Source organism: Ralstonia nicotianae, from assembly GCF_018243235.1.
In the GTDB taxonomy this organism is placed as follows: Bacteria; Pseudomonadota; Gammaproteobacteria; order Burkholderiales; family Burkholderiaceae; genus Ralstonia; species Ralstonia nicotianae.
This window is the reverse complement of record NZ_CP046674.1, coordinates 102,432-121,648: the sequence shown is the minus strand read 5'-3', so window position 1 is coordinate 121,648 and position 19,217 is coordinate 102,432. Positions and strand designations below refer to the sequence as shown.

22 protein-coding genes are annotated in these 19,217 nt (G+C 67.3%); 13 read left to right on the top strand and 9 right to left on the bottom strand.

Translation table 11 applies throughout. From position 1 onward, the window contains the following. Nucleotides 1–129: 129 nt before the first annotated feature. From GO999_RS00495 to GO999_RS00485, 3 genes are all read right to left on the bottom strand, one after another. Nucleotides 130–1,134, bottom strand: coding sequence for a delta(1)-pyrroline-2-carboxylate reductase family protein (locus GO999_RS00495; RefSeq protein WP_071014848.1), 1,005 nt, complete (start codon nucleotides 1,132–1,134; stop codon nucleotides 130–132). A gap of 35 nt (nucleotides 1,135–1,169) precedes the next feature. Continuing rightward, a complete protein-coding gene (locus GO999_RS00490; RefSeq protein ID WP_028853847.1) occupies nucleotides 1,170–1,931 on the bottom strand; it encodes a lysoplasmalogenase in 762 nt (253 codons plus the stop codon). A 75-nt stretch (nucleotides 1,932–2,006) separates the two neighbouring features. After that, nucleotides 2,007–2,483, bottom strand: coding sequence for an Lrp/AsnC family transcriptional regulator (locus GO999_RS00485; protein WP_011003236.1), 477 nt, complete (start codon nucleotides 2,481–2,483; stop codon nucleotides 2,007–2,009). Between the two features lie 139 nt (nucleotides 2,484–2,622). Between GO999_RS00485 and phhA the strand changes: the two genes are divergently transcribed. Next, nucleotides 2,623–3,564 (top strand): phenylalanine 4-monooxygenase, encoded by a 942-nt coding sequence (phhA, locus tag GO999_RS00480; RefSeq protein WP_211906460.1) that lies wholly within the window; start codon nucleotides 2,623–2,625, stop codon nucleotides 3,562–3,564. A 47-nt stretch (nucleotides 3,565–3,611) separates the two neighbouring features. Further along, nucleotides 3,612–3,917: a 4a-hydroxytetrahydrobiopterin dehydratase gene (locus tag GO999_RS00475; protein WP_011003238.1), complete on the top strand. Its 306-nt coding sequence runs from the start codon at nucleotides 3,612–3,614 to the stop codon at nucleotides 3,915–3,917. Nucleotides 3,918–3,932: 15 nt separating this feature from the next. Here GO999_RS00475 and GO999_RS00470 read toward each other — a convergent pair whose 3' ends face one another. Beyond that, nucleotides 3,933–4,160 (bottom strand): DUF3717 domain-containing protein, encoded by a 228-nt coding sequence (locus tag GO999_RS00470; RefSeq protein ID WP_011003239.1) that lies wholly within the window; start codon nucleotides 4,158–4,160, stop codon nucleotides 3,933–3,935. Between the two features lie 101 nt (nucleotides 4,161–4,261). Continuing rightward, the gene (locus tag GO999_RS00465; RefSeq protein ID WP_020833118.1) at nucleotides 4,262–4,801 is read right to left on the bottom strand and encodes an SET domain-containing protein; all 540 of its coding nucleotides are present in this window, start codon (nucleotides 4,799–4,801) and stop codon (nucleotides 4,262–4,264) included. Between the two features lie 640 nt (nucleotides 4,802–5,441). Between GO999_RS00465 and GO999_RS00460 the strand changes: the two genes are divergently transcribed. The 4 genes from GO999_RS00460 (at nucleotide 5,442) to GO999_RS00445 (ending at nucleotide 8,090) form a co-directional block, all read left to right on the top strand. Beyond that, a complete protein-coding gene (locus GO999_RS00460) occupies nucleotides 5,442–5,720 on the top strand; it encodes an HU family DNA-binding protein (RefSeq protein WP_011003241.1) in 279 nt (92 codons plus the stop codon). Between the two features lie 149 nt (nucleotides 5,721–5,869). Next, complete coding sequence (locus GO999_RS00455; RefSeq protein ID WP_211906459.1) at nucleotides 5,870–6,823, top strand: DUF2272 domain-containing protein; 954 nt, start codon at nucleotides 5,870–5,872, stop codon at nucleotides 6,821–6,823. A gap of 116 nt (nucleotides 6,824–6,939) precedes the next feature. Beyond that, a complete protein-coding gene (locus GO999_RS00450; protein ID WP_019717252.1) occupies nucleotides 6,940–7,113 on the top strand; it encodes a hypothetical protein in 174 nt (57 codons plus the stop codon). After that, nucleotides 7,113–8,090: a 2-dehydropantoate 2-reductase gene (locus GO999_RS00445; RefSeq protein ID WP_016722715.1), complete on the top strand. Its 978-nt coding sequence runs from the start codon at nucleotides 7,113–7,115 to the stop codon at nucleotides 8,088–8,090. Before GO999_RS00450 ends, GO999_RS00445 begins: the two co-directional genes overlap by 1 nt. Before the next feature lie 36 nt (nucleotides 8,091–8,126). Here GO999_RS00445 and GO999_RS00440 read toward each other — a convergent pair whose 3' ends face one another. Next, nucleotides 8,127–8,957, bottom strand: a complete 831-nt coding sequence (locus GO999_RS00440) for a tetratricopeptide repeat protein (RefSeq protein ID WP_211906458.1) — start codon at nucleotides 8,955–8,957, stop codon at nucleotides 8,127–8,129. A 14-nt stretch (nucleotides 8,958–8,971) separates the two neighbouring features. Next, nucleotides 8,972–11,017 carry a bifunctional 2',3'-cyclic-nucleotide 2'-phosphodiesterase/3'-nucleotidase gene (locus GO999_RS00435; protein ID WP_020833123.1) on the bottom strand — a complete coding sequence of 682 codons (2,046 nt, stop codon included), beginning with the start codon at nucleotides 11,015–11,017 and terminating at the stop codon, nucleotides 8,972–8,974. Nucleotides 11,018–11,306: 289 nt separating this feature from the next. Here GO999_RS00435 and minC point away from each other — a divergent pair, with 289 nt between their 5' ends. The 7 genes from minC to GO999_RS00400 all read left to right on the top strand — a co-directional run bounded on the left by minC (nucleotide 11,307) and on the right by GO999_RS00400 (nucleotide 17,384). Then, on the top strand, nucleotides 11,307–12,074 hold the full coding sequence (minC, locus tag GO999_RS00430) for a septum site-determining protein MinC (RefSeq protein WP_211906457.1): 768 nt from the start codon (nucleotides 11,307–11,309) through the stop codon (nucleotides 12,072–12,074). A 46-nt stretch (nucleotides 12,075–12,120) separates the two neighbouring features. Beyond that, nucleotides 12,121–12,936: a septum site-determining protein MinD gene (gene minD, locus GO999_RS00425; protein WP_011003247.1), complete on the top strand. Its 816-nt coding sequence runs from the start codon at nucleotides 12,121–12,123 to the stop codon at nucleotides 12,934–12,936. 9 nt (nucleotides 12,937–12,945) lie between these two features. Then, entirely contained in the window at nucleotides 12,946–13,200 is a 255-nt protein-coding gene (gene minE, locus GO999_RS00420; RefSeq protein WP_016722710.1) for a cell division topological specificity factor MinE, read from the top strand. 383 nt (nucleotides 13,201–13,583) lie between these two features. After that, nucleotides 13,584–14,363, top strand: a complete 780-nt coding sequence (locus tag GO999_RS00415) for an RNase A-like domain-containing protein (protein WP_211906750.1) — start codon at nucleotides 13,584–13,586, stop codon at nucleotides 14,361–14,363. 138 nt (nucleotides 14,364–14,501) lie between these two features. Beyond that, nucleotides 14,502–14,825: a hypothetical protein gene (locus tag GO999_RS00410; protein WP_019717257.1), complete on the top strand. Its 324-nt coding sequence runs from the start codon at nucleotides 14,502–14,504 to the stop codon at nucleotides 14,823–14,825. Nucleotides 14,826–14,957: 132 nt separating this feature from the next. After that, nucleotides 14,958–16,406 (top strand): CoA transferase, encoded by a 1,449-nt coding sequence (locus tag GO999_RS00405; protein ID WP_211906456.1) that lies wholly within the window; start codon nucleotides 14,958–14,960, stop codon nucleotides 16,404–16,406. 120 nt (nucleotides 16,407–16,526) lie between these two features. After that, nucleotides 16,527–17,384 carry a 23S rRNA (adenine(2030)-N(6))-methyltransferase RlmJ gene (locus GO999_RS00400; RefSeq protein WP_011003249.1) on the top strand — a complete coding sequence of 286 codons (858 nt, stop codon included), beginning with the start codon at nucleotides 16,527–16,529 and terminating at the stop codon, nucleotides 17,382–17,384. Nucleotides 17,385–17,397: 13 nt separating this feature from the next. Here the strand turns inward: GO999_RS00400 and GO999_RS00395 are convergent, their stop codons facing one another. After that, complete coding sequence (locus GO999_RS00395; RefSeq protein WP_211906455.1) at nucleotides 17,398–18,675, bottom strand: AVRPPHE avirulence protein; 1,278 nt, start codon at nucleotides 18,673–18,675, stop codon at nucleotides 17,398–17,400. A 207-nt stretch (nucleotides 18,676–18,882) separates the two neighbouring features. Beyond that, nucleotides 18,883–19,170 (bottom strand): acylphosphatase, encoded by a 288-nt coding sequence (locus GO999_RS00390; RefSeq protein ID WP_011003251.1) that lies wholly within the window; start codon nucleotides 19,168–19,170, stop codon nucleotides 18,883–18,885. Nucleotides 19,171–19,217: the final 47 nt, after the last annotated feature.

Genomic DNA, 19,217 nt, shown 5'->3' with positions numbered 1-19,217 from the left:
TCCCAGGCGGAGGGATGGCCATTATCCCGCTTGGTTGCCTTGGCCCAGAACCTTTTTTATAGAGGTTTCCTGTTACAGGCACCCCGATCGTGAGGCCTGTAGCACACCTTTGCGCGGGATGCTGCGTTTTCAAACGGGTGGCGCCTTCGACAGCGCCAGGGCGCATGCGGCCAAGTCCCACAAGGCACTGCCCACGCTTTTGAACACCACCGGCACCCCCGGCGCGGCCTGCGCGCCGATGTCGGGCGCCGCATCGATGCACTGTTGTAACGGCCGTACACACGACCAGGGCACGCCCGCCTGCAGCAGGTCGCCCGCTTCGGCATCGAGGTCGGTCAGGGTATCGGCAAAGAGCCGGTCCGACGCGGCAGCCTGCATGCACAGCCGCGGCGGCAGTTCGGCCATCTCGGGACGAAACGCGCCGACCGCCGCAATGAAGTGCTGCGCGCGCCAGACCTGGCCCACGCCCGCCGTGCCCGATTCCGCCAGGTCCGGCAGGACCGGCTGGGTGGAGGGTGTGGCCGTGATCACCAGCGGCGCGTAAGGCAGCACGATGCGCGCCGCCTGGGCCATGCCCGCTGCATCGCCCGCGGCCACCGCGGTCGCCTCCAGGCCGAGCTTGCGCGCATGGGCGGCCAGCGCCTCGGCGTTGGCCTCGGTCCGGGTGACGATGGTGACGCGCCGCGTGCCGAGCCCCATGCGGAACGCTTCCAGATGCGCGCGCGCCTGCGCCCCGGCCCCGATCAGCAGCAGGTCGCCGGCGGGCTCCGGCGCCAGCAGCCGCGCGGCCAGCAGCGAGACCGCGGCTGTGCGATGCGCCGTCACGGTCGGGCCGTCGAGCAACAAGCGGCGCACGCCGGTCGCCGCATCCATCACCACCACCTCGCCATGGATGGCGGGCAGCCCATGCGCGGCGTTGTGCGGATGCACGGTGATCATCTTGGTGATGGCGATCTCGGCATTGGACGCCGGCATCAGCAGCAGGCTGCCCGGCCCGGGCACCGGCATCACCAGCCGCGCCGGCGCCTGGGCACGGCCCGCGCGCGCGTCGCGCAGCACCTGCGCGATGGCATCGGCCAGGGCGGCATACGGCAAGCGCGCCGCCGTGGCAGTCGCGTCCAGGGTCTGCAGCATGACAGCTCCGTCGGGAGGGAAAAGACAGCGGCAGCTTACGCCGAGGCGGCCGGCATGGTGCGGCGCGGCGGCGGCGCGCGGCGGGTCAGCAGGCCAGCGGTGATCAGCAGCTGGGCGGCGGCATAGCTCCACCAGATCGCCAGCTCGTAGTCGTTGAACGGAAACACAAAGACACTGATGCCGATCATCGCGTCGGAGGCGGCGAAGGCCACGGCACCCCAGGCGGTCAGCGGCCCGGGCAGCCGCGCGAGCAACGCCGCGCAGACCATGGCCGACAGGACGATCACGTAGGCGACCACCGGTCCGCTCAGTACGCCCAGGCCCGGCCAGTACCAGTTCAGCATGCCGATCGCCACGCCCAGTGTCGCGCCCACGCCGATCAGCCGCAGCGGCGAACACGCGCCGCGCAGCGTCACCAGCACGCGCAGATAGCACAGATGGGCGAACAGGAACGACGCCAAGCCGGCGACGAAGGCAATCCGCAGCCCCGGCAGCGCCAGCAGGAGATCGCCCAGCGCGCAGAACAGCAAGGCGCCGATCAGCCAGCGGCGCTCGCGCGGCATCTCGTGCAACGACGCCGCGCGGGCCAGCAGCAGCGCCATCAGCATCTTCCACAGCGGCTGGGCGACGATGCGGCCGGCCAGCGGCGTGCCGGGCCCCACCTCCACGGCCACCATGGTCAGCATGCCGCCATAGGTCACGCCGGCCACCGCGGCCGCCACCCACCACGCGCGCACCCGTGCCGGCATGCCGTAGCCGCCCGCACGCGCCGGCTGCGTGGTGTGACCTTCGACCATCGTCGTCTCCCCCTTCAATGACGGATGCAGCGTGACACGTCGCGCACCCTCGCGCAAGGCATCGGCCGGACCAGCCTACCCGCCCAGGTGAGCCAACGGCAGAGCGCCGTCGCGCTTGAGTGCCGTCAGCACGATATTGGAGCGGACATTGTCCACGCCCGGCACCCGCATCAGCTTGCGCATCACGAATTCCGACAGCGCCGGCAGGTCCGGCACGACCACGCGCAGCATGTAGTCGGCATCGCCGGCCACCGAATAGCACTCCTGGACGGCATCGAGCAGCAGGATCTCTTCGCGGAACCGCTCGACGATGGCATCGCCGTGATGGGCGAGCTTGACGCTGGCGAAAACGGTCACGCCCAGGCCCAGCCCCGTCGGCGACAGGATCACGCGGTAGCCCTCGATGATCCGTTCCGCCTCCAGCCGCGCGAGCCGGCGCCCGACCTGGCTGGCCGACAGATGGACCTGCTCCGAGAGCTGCTGGTGGGTCGCACGGCCGTCGCGCTGAAGGGCGGCAAGCAGGGCCAGATCAAAGGGATCGAGAGAAATCATGCAAATCTCCTGCGAAGATAAGCAGGATTTTGCATGAAATCTGCAAACAACGCGCGAATGGCGCCGGTTTTGCGGTCAATCCGCGCGGCCCCGCCCCTACACTGGCGAATTCCGATCGCCCCCGACCAGGATATCCATCATGGCCATCGCCACCCCCACCAGCGCAGCCCCCACCCCGGCCCCGGCCGGCTTCACCGGCACCCTGACCGACAAGCTCCGCGAGCAGTTCGCCGAAGGCCTCGACGGCCAGACGCTGCGCCCGGACTTCACGATGGAACAGCCTGTCCACCGCTACACCGCCGCCGACCACGCCACCTGGCGCACGCTGTACGACCGCCAGGAAGCCCTGCTCCCGGGACGCGCCTGCGATGAATTCCTGCAAGGCCTGTCCACGCTGGGCATGAGCCGCGAAGGCGTGCCATCGTTCGACCGGCTCAACGAAACGCTGATGCGCGCCACCGGCTGGCAGATCGTGGCCGTGCCCGGCCTGGTGCCGGACGAAGTCTTCTTCGAGCACCTCGCCAACCGCCGCTTCCCGGCCAGCTGGTGGATGCGCCGTCCCGACCAGCTCGACTACCTGCAGGAGCCGGACGGCTTCCACGACATCTTTGGCCACGTGCCGCTGCTGATCAACCCGGTCTTCGCCGACTACATGCAGGCCTATGGCCAGGGCGGCCTGAAGGCGGCGCGCCTGGGTGCGCTCGACATGCTGGCGCGGCTGTACTGGTACACGGTGGAGTTCGGCCTGATCCGCACGCCGGCCGGCCTGCGCATCTACGGCGCGGGCATCGTGTCGAGCAAGAGCGAGTCGGTCTACGCGCTGGATTCGGCCAGCCCCAACCGCATCGGCTTCGACGTGCACCGCATCATGCGCACGCGCTACCGCATCGACACCTTCCAGAAGACCTACTTCGTGATCGACAGCTTCGAGCAACTGTTCGACGCCACCGGCCCGGACTTCACGCCGCTGTACGAGGCACTCGGCACGCTGCCGACCTTCGGCGCCGGCGACGTGGCGGACGGCGACGCCGTACTCAACGCCGGCACCCGCGAGGGCTGGGCCGACACGGCGGATATCTGAGCGCTGGCTATACTGCGCGCATTCCCATCCGCCATCGACCCGAGACCATGATGCCGACTCTCAATGACGAACAACGCAAGGCCCTGTTTGCCGAACTGCCGGGCTGGTCGCTGCAGAACGACCGCGATGCGATCCACAAGCGCTTCACCTTCACCGACTTCAACGCCGCGTTCGGCTTCATGACGCGCGTGGCGCTCAAGGCCGAGCAGGTGAATCACCATCCGGAGTGGTTCAATGTGTGGAATCGCGTGGACATCACGCTGTCCACGCACGATGCCAACGGCCTCACGCACCGCGATGCGGATCTCGCGCGCTTCATCGAGCAGGCCGCGCAGCTGACCGGCGCCAAGTAAGCCGATCCGGTTTCCCTACGCGCCCGTTGCGGCGCGCCACGCCTCGAACGCCGCCCGCGCTTTTTCGCTCAGCTGTTCCGGAGCGATGCGGGTGGCGCCTTGTACGATCATCAGCGCATACGGTTTGGCCAGTGCCGAAGCTTCGGCACACAGCCGCAATTCGTCGCCCTGCGAGGGCGAACGGGCACGCCAGTAATTGATGGCGGCCTCCAGGTCGGTGATCGTGAGCAGGGCATCGGTCATGCGGGCATTGTAGCGCCGCGCCCGAGGCCAGGCCCACCGCCTCCTTTCACCACACCATGCGCATCCTGCTGATGACCGGTGCCTGAACGGTGACCGGCGTCCTACTGCTTCTTTTCCTTCTTCTCGGGCGGCGCGAGCATGGTGCCGCGACACTTCTTCGCGCCGCAATGGCAGGCGAACTGTGCCTTGAGCGCCTTGGTCTGGCGCCCTTCGATCACCAGCCCGTAGTCGTAGAACAGCTCCTCGCCCGCGTCGATATCGCGCAGCGCGTGGATGAAGACACGGCCGTCCTTCTCGCGCGCCTCGCAGTTCGGCTTGCAGGCGTGGTTGATCCAGCGCGCGCGATTGCCGCCGTACTTGGCGTCGATCACGCTGCCGTCTTCCAGGCTGAAATAGAAGGTGTGGTTGGGGTCGTCCGGATCATGCGGGTGACGGCGCAACGCTTCCTTCCACGAAATGTGCTCGCCCTTGTATTCGATGATCTTTTTGCCCTTGGCGATCGCCGCCACCGCGTAGACGCCGCGTCCGTGCACACCCGATTCTCGCACGGCGATGCGGTCGCGGCGGCGCAGTCCGGCCGCTTCGGGCGGGGTCGGCTGATGAGCGTCCGGGTCTTTGGCGGCAGCGGAAGAGCGTGGCATGGGGCAGCGGAGGAAAGGCAGGAACATCGGTCAGCGAAGCCGTGAGCCTACACCAAAAGCATGGCATCCCGACACGTCGTCCCCGCCCTGCCGCGCGGCTCCGCCAGGCCGCCAATGTGGATAACTCGGCCGGCAACTGTGGATAACTATCGGGAAAGCCTGTTCGCTGTCTGTGGCTGTCCTGTCGATGGCGCTGGAACAACTGGCGGACCTGTCGACAGGTCGTGGATCGGGCAGGTGGATTCATCCACGGGCGGGCACATGCTGTCCGGTGGGTTTTGCATACAATAAACGCTTGAAACCAAAGCGCTTTTTCCGGTTATCCACAGAAAAGGCACGGCGTTTACTACTACTACTATTTGTATACATAAAGAAAAAGGTAAACCCATCGATCGACTGCCGTCGATCCCATCCATTGCGAGCCATCCGATCCGGAACAAACTCCCCATACCGTGGAACCCGATGTGATGGGACCGCCTCCCGATGCAGCAGCCATGCGGGTTTGCGGAACCCGCGGACAGCGTACGGTTACAAAGCTCACGTGCCGGCGCTGAACGCATGCCGGTATCATGTCGCCCTTGGAGCCGTCCCCCTGGAGGCTCTGATGTGTGTTTCATCTACTCTTGAAGGGAGTCAAGCAATGACGAAAACCGAACTGATCGACGCCATCGCCAGCGGCGTAGACGGTCTGACCAAAGCCAAGGCAGAACAGGCACTGAACGTGACGCTGCAGGCCATCATGGAATCCGTTGGCAACGGTGATACGGTCAGCCTGATCGGCTTTGGCACCTTCAGCCAGGGCGAGCGCGCCGAGCGCATGGCACGCAACCCGCGCACCGGCGAAGAAATCAAGGTGGAAGCCGCCAAGACCGTCAAGTTCAAGGCCGGTCAGAAATTCAAGGACGCCGTCAACGCCTGAGCATTGACGACCCAGGCGCAGCCGGCTCGCCGGACCTGACGCCGACGACGTGGCATGCTACTGCGTGCGTGAGTGATCCGCGGCATTGGCGTACCACGTCGCAGGGCCAGCGACGCCGAGGCCCGATCACCGCATCGCCTCCTCCCTCCATGTCTCGCCCGTTTCCGCGCATCCCGCGCATCGCCCTTTCCCTGCTGTTGATGGCTCCGCTGGTCTGGTTCGCCGGCTGTACCACGCCGCCCGCGCGTCCGCAGGCCGAGCCGTTGCCCGACAACGAAGTGGTTGCCACGCGCCCCGGCGCGACACCGCGCGAGAGGATGATCGAGATCGCGCTGACGGAATGGGACCGCTGGGGACGCCAGGAGGTACGCGTCGGCCGCGATGACACCTACTGCGTCACGGGGGGCGGCTTCCCCGATCAGCCGCCCGGCCGGTGGCTGGTGCTCGGCGAACCCGCTGCTTCGCCGAGCGATGACGATGCCGGCAGCGGCAGCGACATGCCCGCCGACAAGCCGCAGGCAACCGTACCCGGCGCTGCCCTCGCTGCGCCCGCCGCCTGCCTGCGCTATCCCGATGGCTCCGGCGGCGAAGCCACCGCGCGCGGCTGCATGCTGGCCAAGCGATACTGGGGCATCGTCGGCAAGGAGCCGACCTGCCAGCAGCTGACCACGGGCGGATGGGCCTGGTCGGCCGTGTTCATCTCCTGGATCATGCGCAAGGCCGGCCTGCAGAACGATCAGTTCCTGACCGGCGCCACCCACGCCGAATACGTGACCGACGCGCGTGACCGCCTGCTCAGGCATGCCGCATTTGCGCTCGAGCGCACGCCGGCCGTGCCGCGCCCGGGCGACCTGATCTGCTCCGCGCGCGGGGCCGACCGTTTCATGTCGGATCCGGCCGAGATCCGTTCGGGCATGACGCCCATGCATTGCGACCTCGTGGTCGAGGTCGATCCGCTGCGGCACGAGGTCAAGTCGATCGGCGGCAACGTGCAGCAGTCGGCATCGATGAGCATCACCGAGCTCAACGACGCCAACCAGCTCGACCCCTACACGAACTCGGTGATGCAGTGGTTCGTGATCCTGCGCAACCAGCTGCCCTGACAGGCCCCGGACGGCCGGCGGATCGCAGCGCGCCGGCACGCCGACATCGAGGCGTAAGGCTCACGGTAGTACGTAGTACCGGCGCCCCATCTTTGACCGTCTTCGGAGTGGCATGCATGGCGACGGGCCGGCGCTGGGAATTGCTGGGTCGGCTATGCGCCGGGCGCAAGCGCGATCCGCTACAGTTCAACGCGGACCCCGATGCGGGCGAGGCTGCGCTCGCGGCACAGCTCCGCGCGGCCGCATCGATCTACCCCGTCGTTCGTGGCCCTTCCTTTGGGATCGACTGATGACACGCATCTGTATCGTGGGCGCCGGCGCGGTCGGCGGCTATCTGGGCGCTCGGCTGGCGCAGGCCGGCGAGGCTGTCAACGTGCTGGCGCGCGGCGCCACGCTGCAAGCGCTGCAGACCGTCGGTCTGTGCCTGACCGAAGATGGCGTCACGCACACGCTGCCCGTCCATGCAACGGATACTGCCGCAGCGCTTGGCGCGCAGGACCTCGTGATCGTTGCGGTCAAGGCGCCGGCCCTGGAGAACGTGGCCGCCGGCATCGCGCCGCTGATCGGCCCCGACACCTGCGTGGTGGTGGCGATGAATGGAGTGCCGTGGTGGTTTTTCGAGCGCGCCGGTCCGCTGCAGGGCCTGCGCTTGCAGGCCGTCGACCCGCACGGCTGCATTGCGCGGGCGATCCCGACCCGGCACGTACTGGGCTGCGTGGTGCACCTGACGTGCTCCACCGCATCGCCCGGCCATGTCCGGCACGGTAACGGCCGGCGGCTGATTCTGGGGGAACCGGCCGGCGGCCCTTCGCCGCGCCTGGCGGCCGTTGCCGCACGGTTCGAGCGCGCGGGTCTCCAGGTCGAGTGCAGCGATGCGATCCAGCGCGACATCTGGTTCAAGCTGTGGGGCAACATGACCATGAACCCGGTCTCGGTGCTGACCGGTGCCACGTGCGACCGCATCCTCGACGACCCGCAGGTGTCGGCCTTCTGCCTGGCGGTGATGGACGAAGCCAAGGCGATCGGCGCGCGCATCGGCTGCCCGATCGCGCAGAGCGGCGAGGCGCGCTGCGCGGTGACCCGCCAGCTGGGCGTCTTCAAGACCTCGATGCTGCAGGATGCCGAAGCCGGGCGCGGCCCGCTGGAGATCGATGCGCTGGTGGCCTCGGTGCGCGAGATCGGCCAGCACGTGGGCGTGCCGACCCCGCGGATCGATGCGTTGCTGGGCCTGGTGCGCCTGCACGCCCAGACCCGCGGACTCTACTGATCCGATCGATCCCGATCGACTGCCGCGACGGCGTGCCTACGGCGCCAGCGCTGGGTGCTTCAGTGCGTGCGTGGTTTCGAGCCACTGCTTGCGGAAGGCGGCATCGTCGCGCGCGAGACCGAGCTCGCCGTTCTGGTAAGCCATCGCCAGCGCCTGCACGGCTTCCGGCAGTTCGTGCTCGGCGGCCTGCTCGTACAGCGCCAACGCGCGCGCTTCATCGCGCGGCACGCCATCGCCGTCGCGGTAAGCGTTGGCCAGCATGAACATCGCGGCCGGAATGCCGTGGCGCGCGGCACCGTCGAACCAGTGCGCGGCCAGCGCCGTGTTCGCCGCGGTGCCGTAGCCGCTGCGATACATCAGGCCGAGGTAGTACGCGGCCGCCGCATCGCCGCGGTCGGCGGCCTGGCGCAGCAGATGCAGCGCGCGTGGGTAATCGCGCGCCACGCCGCCGGTGCCGAGCAACAGCGCCTTGCCCAGCGCAAGCTGTGCCCGCGCGTCGCCCGGCGCGCCGTCGGCCGGCTGCGCGGCGGCTTCCAGCCAGCGCACGCCTTCATGGCGCAGCGATGCATCGCGGCTGTCCAGCAGCGCTTCGCCCAGCGCGGTCCGCGCCGGTGTCGAGCCGCCGCGCGCGAGCTGGCGCAACTGGCGCAGCGCCTGGGGCTCCATTGCCTGCGCGACCATGGCGCGCCAGCTCTCGATCTGCGTGGCATCGATGGCCGAGGCGTGGCGCGCGCCGGACAGCCAGCCGCCCACCGTCATTGCCACGGCCAGCGCGGCAGCGGCGCTCAGCAGCGGCACCGACTGGCCGGTGCGCGCCACCGCGATCCCGGCCGGCGCACCGGCCCATGCGGAACGAAACGAAGACATGCGGGGTGCTCTCCTTATTGCGTCAGGTCGATCTGGTATGTCGCCAGGCCCTTGCCGCTGCCGTCATCCGCCGCGACTTGCGTGATGCCGGCCAGGCCCGCGGCCGTAGCGTCGGCCAGGCGGTTGGGCGCGGAGGCGAACTGCACCTGGGCCACCGAACTCGCCAGCCTGGTGAAGCGCCAGCTGCGCTGCGAGCCGTTGGCCGCGCGCGTGACGGTGCCGAGCTTCTTGATGTAGCGGATCAGCACGTCGCGGTTGGCGTCCGGCGAGGCATAGACGGTCTTGCTGCCGTCGAGGCCCGGGAAGTTGCCGCCGCCGCTGGCGCGGTAGTTGTTGGTGGCGACGATGAACTGGCCGGCCGGGTCGATGGCCGCGCCCTTGTACTGCAGGTTCTTGATGCGGCTGCCCACCGCCTGCGTCACGTCGATCTCGTAGGTGAGATCGGCCGTGGTGAACATGTCGAAGTTGTAGCCGGGGAAGGTGCCGACGAGCTTCTGCACCGTCGCGCTGGTCGGGTCGATGGTGTTGAAGCGCTTGGCTGCCGTCTCCAGCCAGTTCTTGATGTCGGTGCCGCTGACCAGGACCGCGTAGATCGTGTTCGGATACAGGTACAGGTCCGCCGCGTTGTTGATGGCCAGCGAGCCGGCCGCGACGTCGGTGTAGTCGGTGCCGCCGCCGAAGCCGCTCTTGAACGGCGCGCTGACCGACAGCACCGGCAGCGATGCGTATTGCGGCAGGTTGGCCTGGATGTAGGCCGACACAGAGTCCGCCTGCGCCTGGTTGACGATCTCGATCGCGCCCGGGTCGCCCACATCGGCGAAGAACGTGCTCATGTGGAAGTCGGTGCTGCCGATCGGCGTCTTCACGTAGTCGATGGTCGCCTGGTGCTCGGCGGCGATTGCGGCGGACACGGCCGGGTCGGCGGCAACGTAGGTCTTGTCGGCGTTCTGGATCGGGCGCGCTTCCACGGTGGTCTGGGTCTTGTCGACCGACCAGTGCGTGCCGTCGTACACCAGCCCGAGCTGGATCACGCCCAGGTGCTTGCCCCAGTAGTTGGCCATCACCGTCGGCACGCCGTTGACCGTGCCATTGACCTTGTCGACCCCCGGCAGGTTGAACTGGCCGACCGTGCTCTTGGCGTCCGGGAACAGCTGGTGCGAGTGGCCGATCAGCATGGCGTCGATGCCCGGCACGGTGGAGAGCCACCAGCTGCCGTTCTCCATCGTCGGCGAGTACGTCGAGTTGTCCAGCCCGCCGTGCGAGATGGCGACCACCACGTCGGCGCCCTGCGCGCGCATCTGCGGGACGTACTGCTGCGCGGCCTCCTTGATGCCGACGGTGTAGACCTTGCCGTCGAGCCAGCGCTTGTCCCAGCTGGTGATGGCCGGCGGCGTGAAGCCGATGATGCCGACCTTGAGCGGCGCGCTGACGGTGCTGCCGTCCGGCGCGGTCGCCGTCACGGTCTTGGTCAGGAGGGTGTAGGGCTGGAACAGCGGCGCGCTGGTCTTGGCGCTCATCACGTTGGCCAGCACCTGCGGAAAGCTCGGCCCCGCGCACCGGGTCTGCTGCGCAGGATCGGCCATGCCGGCCACGTTGAAGGTGTTGCCGGTGACCTGCGACAGGTACGGCAGGCCGTAGTTGAACTCGTGATTGCCGATGCCGCCGCCGTCATACCCGGCTGCGTTCATCACCTTGTAGATGGCCAGGGTCTGGCCGCAGGCGATGGGGTTCACCAGGGCCTGGTAGTCGGACAGCGCGGTGCCCTGGATGGTGTCGCCGTTGTCGAGCAGCAGCGTGTTGGGAAACTGCGCGCGCGCCTGCGCGATCAGCGTCGACACGCGCTCGAAGCCGAGCGAGCTGTCGGCGGCCAGCTTGAAGTAGTCGTACGACAGCACGTTGGTGTGCAGGTCGGTGGTCTCCAGCACGGCGAGCGTTGCCTTGGTGCCGCTGGGCGCGGCGGAGGCGGCGCTCGGATCGTCGCTGCCGCCGCAGGCGGTCAGCGACAGCGACAACCAGGCGGCCAGCGGCAATGCCGCCGACGACAGCGGTCGGACTTGCATGGACTTCTCCCTGAATGTTTTTTTGTGTGTGCGGATGGCAAGGCACGCGGGCACGATCGTCTGCGCAACGCGAGAGAACGGCGGACTGGGCCGGGGCTCAGCGCCAACGAGTATCGGAAGGCGGCGTGACGCGCCCGTGACCATGTCGTGACAGTGACACGGCAGGGTTCGCCCCCAAGATGCGCGCCCGGCGCGGGTCTCCCCCGAATGGGGGGCGCGCGTGGCCAAAAAATCCGGTAAGGCCCCTCAACAACGTTAGAATGGGCCACTTTTTCCGCGTAGCCGTTCTATGTCCCAGAAGAAAGCGCCGCTGTTCGAGATCCGCAGTGGCACCGTCGATGCCCTGCTGTTGTCGCCGCGCACTGCCGACATAGACGCCCTGGCCGCCGAGCTCACGCGGCGCTTTGCCGACACGCCGGAGTTTTTCTCCAACGACGTGATCGCCATCGACGTGCGCCGCCTGGCCGCCGATGAACGCCTGCCCATCGACCGCCTGGTGGAGACCCTGACCGGACTGCGCGCCCGCGCCATCGGCGTGGTGGCGAGCCCCGAGCAGGCCGAATGGGCCCAGGCCTGCGGCCTGCCGCTGCTGGACAGCCACGGCCGCCGCCCGCGCGGCGAGCGCAGCGAGGAGGCCGCCGAGGCGGTGCCCGCTGCCGCCGAGCCCGTTCCGGCACCCGCGGCATCGCCCGCCCCGCCGGTCGAAGCCGTGGCCATGCAGCCCGGCACGATGCTCATCGAGAAGCCCCTGCGCTCCGGCCAGCGCGTCTATGCGCGCGGCGACCTGGTCGTGCTCGACCTGGTGAGCGACGGCGCCGAGGTGATCGCCGAGGGCAACATCTACGTGTATGCCTCGCTGCGCGGCCGCGCGCTGGCGGGGGTGAAGGGCAATCTGGACGCGCGCATCTTCTGCACGTGCCTGGAGCCCCAGCTGATTTCCATCGCCGGCATCTACCGCACCGGCGAAACCCCGTGGCCGGAAGCGTTCGCGAGCAAGCCCGCGCAGATCCGGCTGTCGGAGAACACGCTGGTTCTCGAACCGTTGCGGATGAAATGACGCGCCCCGTGCGTGCCGAGCGACTTAACTTTCAGATAGACGAACCATGACCAAGATCATCGTAGTCACCTCCGGCAAGGGCGGTGTCGGCAAGACGACCACCAGCGCGGCCTTCTCCGCCGGCCTCGCGCTGCGCGGCCACAAGACCGCCGTGATCGACTTCGACGTCGGCCTGCGCAACCTCGACCTCATCATGGGCTGCGAGCGTCGCGTGGTGTACGACCTGATCAACGTGATTCACGGCGAGGCCAACCTGAACCAGGCGCTGATCAAGGACAAGAAGTGCGAGAACCTGTTCATCCTGCCGGCCTCGCAGACGCGCGACAAGGATGCGCTCACGCGTGAAGGCGTCGAGAAGGTCATCAGCGGCCTGACCGACATGGGCTTCGAATACATCGTCTGCGACTCGCCGGCCGGCATCGAATCCGGTGCGCTGATGGCGATGTATTTCGCCGATGAGGCCATCGTCGTGACCAACCCGGAAGTCTCGTCGGTGCGCGACTCCGACCGCATCCTGGGCATCCTGTCGTCCAAGTCGCGCCGCGCCATCGAGGGCAAGGAGCCGATCCAGGAGCATCTGCTGCTCACGCGCTACAACCCCAAGCGCGTGTCCGAGGGCGAGATGCTGTCGCTGACCGACGTGCAGGAGATCCTGCGCATCAAGCTGATCGGCGTGATTCCGGAATCGGAAGCCGTGCTGCAGGCGTCCAACCAGGGCATCCCGGCCATCCACCTGGACGGCACCGACGTGGCCGCCGCCTATGCCGACGTGATCGACCGCTTCCTGGGCAAGGAAAAGCCGCTGCGCTACGTTGAGTACAGCAAGCCGGGCTTCCTGCAGCGCCTGTTCGGCGGCAAATAAGGAGACGCCATGTCGATCCTGTCTTTCCTGCTGGGCGAGAAGAAGAAGACCGCGAGCGTCGCCAAGGAACGCCTGCAGATCATCCTCGCCCACGAGCGGTCTTCGCACAGCGCGCCGGCCGACTACCTGCCCGCGCTGCAGCGCGAGCTGGTGGCGGTCATCTCCAAGTACGTGAAGATCGGCAACGACGACATCAAGGTCAACCTCGAGCGCCAGGACAATCTGGAGGTGCTGGAGGTCAAGATCGAGATTCCGCAGGGGTAGATCGTCTCCGAGCCGCCGGACTCGATTCGGTGACATGGATTGTTCGCGTATTAGCGTGGATGATCCATTGCCCAGCGATCATTGGGGCGCTCAACAGGGCGCCCTTTTTCACAATCACAATTGAGCCAAGCCAGGTCATCTTGACGTCTGGCTTGCTTGTCCACGCGCTTTCGCAGCTGTTTACACAAGACCCTCTTGTGATATTCGGATGCGGTACGGGTCAGGCAAAACGGTATTGGTTTGATTTTAATAATATTTAAATAATAATTGTCTCTATCGAGGATTTTTCACGAATAAAATGCGGTCTCCTCTTATAACGGGAGCTGTTGCAAATGCCGCAAGTAGATCAAGATGGCGTTCGCATTGTGCTGTCTCCAGTGCAAATGGCGGCCGTGCTGACCGGTGAGTCTCTGAGCCAGGAAGCCGCGTTGTCCAATCGGCTATGGGGTGGACTAACCGTGGTGGGCGGCGTGCTGGAAATGCTCGGTGCCAGTGCGCTTTGCGTGATGCCCGAACCGACCATGGCGAGCAAGGTTGGCTGTGTCGTGTTCGGCGTACACGGCTCGGACACGGCGGCGGCAGGCGTCAAGCAAGTCTGGACGGGACAGGATACGGCCAGTCTGCTTCAGCAAGGTACTGCCAAGCTGGCACGGACGCTGAATGTTGACGCCAACATGGCGAACAACATTGGTCTATCGCTTGATATCGCCGTACCGTTTGGCCTATCTGGGATGGTAGGGGCTGTGCGCGCGTCTAGCATTCGGATGGGGCGGATCAATCTGATGCAACACGAGGCGAGAGTCCTAAAGGGGCCTGGCGGCCACACGATACTGAAGCACGTTGGCAAAACCGAAGCTGAACTGCGGGCACGGCTTGCAGCGGAACCTAACAGAATGATCGTGTCCTCATTCCATAGTCTTCAGGATGCGGAGTGGGCTATTTCCAAAGCAATGCGTGCGAACGTTGTAAGCATTAAAGCATGGGCTCAATCGGCCAGTCGCGGGAGCAGACTGGCGCTGACCGATCAGGTAGGCAGAACCATAGGTCACGGTGTTGATCGCAATAGCGGGAAGCTGGTAAACCTCAGCAAGGTGAAGATCGTTTTGAAATATGAAACATATAACGGGATGCCATACTACGTTATTACTGCTTATTTGATTTGATGGCCGATAGATTTCAAGCGGATTTTTGGATGGGGTGACGGGTTTATGGTCGATATGAATGCCATTCTTGTGGCCCGACGCGTTGGGGAGATCAGACTGTCTCTTGTAAGGGAATGTTCTGGTGACATCTCGAGGGCTATGTCGAAGTTTGGGCTAACACCGGATGCCTCTCTTCTTGTCGAGCAAGATCGAGAGCAGGCGATTGAGATCCTGGCGGCCTTGCTATGGAAAGACCAGGCTTACGGGCACGAATGCATGCCGGAGGCTGCTGCCCGTTCTCTTGCTGTGCAAATCATCTCCGCATATGGGGATGCGAGTAGCCGCTACTTTTCGAATCGTGACGCCTCGACAACGACTGCACAGAGTTGGAGTGCCATGACAGAGTCCACGTTTGACTCGGGCATCGTCGTAGCCTCTGAAGGCGGGAAATACTTTTGTGTTTGGTTCGAGGACGAGGACTAAAAAACTAACACATTGCTTTATTTGTATTTGTGGAAATCCTCCGAGTGAGGTCGATCAATTTAGTTAGGCGATGTTGACGCGATCGCCGGCACGGGACTGTAATGCAGGCACGCCGTTTCGCCGGAGCCTGCCATGTCCTCCCCGCCGCTTGCCGATCGCGTCGGCCATCCCACCGCTGTGACGACCCCGGCGCAGGCCCTGGCCCGCCTCTGGCGCATGCTGGGGCAGCCGGACGAGGCGCTGTCGCGCGTGGCGCTGACGGGCATGGAGCCGGCGCTGCCCTCCTCGTTCGCCGTCGGCACGCTGGCGCAAAGCGCGATCGCGGCGGCGGCGCTGGGGGCGGCCCATATCGATACGCTGCGCACCGGCCGGCGCCAGTCAGTCTCGGTGGACATGCATCACGCCGCGCTCGAATTCCGCTCGGAGCGCTATTTCCGCGTGGGCGGCCAGCTGCCGCCCGACCCCTGGGACAAGATCGCCGGCCTCTACCGCTGCGGCGATGGCTGCTGGGTGCGCCTGCACACCAACTTCCCGCATCACCGTGACGGTGTGCTGCGCCTGCTGGGCTGCGCGCACGATCGCGAGGCCGTGGCGCGCGCGCTGGCCGGCTGGCAGGCCCTGGCCTTCGAGGATGCCGCCGCCGAGGCCGGGCTGGTGGTGAGCGCCGCGCGCACCTTCGACGAATGGGACCGGCACCCGCAGGGCATGGCCCTGGCCGGCCTGCCGCCGATCATCCTCGAGCGCATCGGCGACGCTCCGCCCGAGCCGCTGCCGTCGCATGGCGAAGGGCGTCCGCTGTCGGGCGTGCGCGTGCTGGACCTGACGCGGGTGATCGCCGGCCCGGTCTGCGGCCGCACGCTGGCCGCGCACGGCGCCGAGGTGCTGCTTGTCACCGCGCCGCATCTGCCGTCGATTCCGCCGCTGGTGATCGACACCGGGCGCGGCAAGCGCTCGGCCCGGCTCGACCTGCGCGATCCCGCCGACGCCGATCGCCTGCGCGCCCTGCTGCGCGACGCCGACCTCTTCATCCAGGGCTATCGGCCGGGCGGCCTGGCGGCGTTGCAGTTCGGGCCGCGGCAGGCGGCGGCGCTGCGGCCGGGCATCGTCTATGTGAGCCTGTCGGCGTATGGGCATGCCGGCCCGTGGGCCGATCGGCGCGGCTTCGACTCGCTGGTGCAGACCGCCAGCGGCTTCAACCGGGCCGAAGCCGAGGCCGCCGGCGAGGCCCGGCCGCGTCCGCTGCCCGCGCAGGCGCTCGACCACGCCGCCGGCTACCTGATGGCCGCCGGCGCGATGGCGGCACTGGCCCGCCGCCTCACCGAAGGCGGCAGCTGGCATGTGCGCGTGTCGCTGGCACAGACGGCGCACTGGCTGCGCGGCCTGGGCCGGCTCGACCATGGCCTGGGCGCGGCGGACCCGCGCTATGAGGACATCGGCCCGTGGCTGGAGACCGCAGCCTCCGGCTTCGGGCCGCTGACCGCGCTGCGCCATGCGGGGCAGCTCTCCGATACGCCGCCGCGCTGGATGCTTCCCGCCGTGCCCCTGGGGACGCATGCCGCGGCCTGGCCGTCGCCACGCTGAACCGAGGGCGCCCCATCGCCGAGGGGAACCGCCGCCGCGTCCGCGCTGCCGAATGGTAGGATCGCGCCCTTCCCCATTCGCTTGTGTGCCGGGCGCCCGTCCGTGCATATGAGGCCTGCCATGCTCAGCTACCGACACGCCTTCCACGCCGGCAACCACGCCGACGTCCTCAAGCACGCCATCGTGGTGCAGTTGCTCGATCACCTGACGCAGAAGGACAAGGCGTTCTGGTACATCGACACGCATGCCGGGGCCGGGCTCTACGCGCTCGATCACGCCTGGGCAAAGAAGAAGGCCGAGTTCGAGACCGGCATCGACCGTCTGTGGCATGCCGTGGCCGCCGGCCAGACGCTGCCGCCGCTGCTCGACGCCTACCTGGACCAGGTGCGCTCGCTGAACCCCGACGGACGGCTCAAGCACTACCCCGGCTCACCATGGCTGGCATGGCAGATGGTGCGCGACCATGACCGCCTGCGCCTGTTCGAGCTGCACAGCTCGGAGATCCAGGTGCTGAGCAACAACTTCCGCGGCGCCGGCCGCAAGGTCATGCTCTATGACGGCGACGGCTTCGGCGGCATCAAGGCCATCCTGCCGCCGCCGCCCCGGCGCGCGCTGGTGCTGATCGACCCGTCCTTCGAAGACAAGCAGGACTACGCGCGCACCGTGCAGACCCTGCAGGACAGCCTGCAGCGCTTTGCCACGGGCACGTACGCGATCTGGTATCCGCAGGTGCAGCGGCGCGAATCGGCGCAGCTGCCGGCGCGGCTCAAGCAGCTGGGCCTGTCCGACTGGCTCCACGTCACGCTGACGGTCAAGCGCCCGGTCGAGGGCGGCCTCGGTCTGCACGGCAGCGGCATGTTCATCGTCAACCCGCCGTGGACGCTCAAGGCGCAGCTGCAGGACGCCATGCCGACGCTGGTGCGGCTGCTCGGCCAGGACGACGGGGCCGGCTTTACGCTGGAGGCGCAGGCGAGCTGAGCGCGGACGACCGTCAGCTTTCCGTGGCGGGCGGCTCGCCTTTGCCCAGGGCAGCGCGACGGGCGCGGCGCCGTTCAGCGGCGGCAATATCCTCTGCATCCTTTTTGGCCTGGAGAGGATGCGCCTCGATGGGGTACCCCTGCAGATCGGATGCGACTGCAACGATGCGTCGGGCAGCATGCGCCATGGTGTCGACGCTGTGCGCGCCGAGCGTCCTGGCGATGCGCGTGGCGTGGATCTCGTGCCGCAGCGGTTGCATCAGGCGCTCGTTGGTGACCGGCGGCTCGACGGAGGAAGGGGTGGCACAGTCCGGGGGCACCGCGAGCTTGCCCAGGTCGGCCGGCTTCGACATTTCTGCTTTGACGCGATCCGTGAATCTTTGCGCCACGATGGGCGTTACCGCCCAGACACGCTCGGGCGGGTAGCGATAGTCCGGGCCGAGCCGGTGCATGGTATTGCTGATGCCGCCGCGCATCCGTGTCGCCAGCACGGTCGCCAGCATTTCCATGTCGGCGTGGGCTTCCTCGCCGGAAGCCTTGTCGTAGCCGAACTTCGTTCTCCGTTCCCCGGGACGGTAGGTCATCATGCCGTCCACCGCAAAGATCGCCGGCCCCTTGCCCCATGCGTCGATGTAGACGTCGCGTTCCAGATCCGGTTCGGCACGGTGCACGATTGCCCAGAAGTGGTCGAAGTCGTCGATATGGACGTTGTCGACCGCTTCCCCTTCCTTCAGTTTCGCGGCGTGGAGGAAGGTGGCCAGATCGGCGTGTTCGCCGCAGTTCCCCGCCCCTGCCACCATTGCGATGGCGGCCCATACGACAGGCTTGGGATGGGCACGCCACATGGATTCCTGGATGGAGCGGCCACCCTGCGCGATGTGCGTGCTCAATCCATGGGTGGCGTCGATATCGTCCTCCACGTTGCCGCGCCCGTGCGTCAGTATCCGGCGGGTTTGCAGCAGTGTTTCGTTGGCGCTGCGCAATGTGTCCAGTGGTTCACCGTGGACGGGACGCTGGTCGACATCCCGGGCCATCAGATAGCCGCCGAACTGGCGTTCGCCATCGGTCAGGAAGCGCGCCGGCCCGGCCGGTGCCTCGGGTGCCGCTTGCCGGCGCGACGATCCGGCCCGTGGCGCCAGGCCTTGCAGGGCAGCCGGCGCCCGGCGGGGGCTGCGCTCCGGCGAGCCCGGCCGGTCGTGCTCCTGGGACGGCGACGGGGCCGCGGTTTCCGCCTCCGGGCGCGAGACGGCCGGGCGGAAGCACCTCAGGATCGACGGCAGGACGGGCGGCATGGCAGGCGGCTCAGTGTGGGGTCGCGTGGGTTCGCGTACGTGCGACGCGCCAGAGCGGGATGGCGGCCTGGCCAGCATAGGCAACATCAAATCCGGGGTAGACGTGCTGCGCGAACCCGCGGCCTGAACGGCGAAATGCCGATGTTGCGTTGACGGTTGCCGTTGCGTGCCCCGCCCGCCAGACCACGGGCGCCGATGCCCGGGCGGTTACACCGTCGGCCTGACCTCGAACCCCGGCGGCAGCGGCTCTATGTCGCCCGGGGTGGTTCGCAGTTGGGTCACCAGGGCCAGGTCGGGCCCCTCCTCCATCCACGCCTGCATGCGCAGCACGTTCGGCTCGGGGCCGGCGAGGAAGGCTTCGACCGCGCCGTCGCGGCGGTTGCGCACCCAGCCGCGCAGCCCCAGGGCGCGCGCCATGTCGGCGCAGGCGGCGCGGTAGCCGACGCCCTGCACGCGGCCTTGTACGGTGACGATCACACGGAGGGTCTGGGACATCGTCGTTTCCCGTTCGGTCCGGGGTGGGTTGTTGGATAAAAAATGAC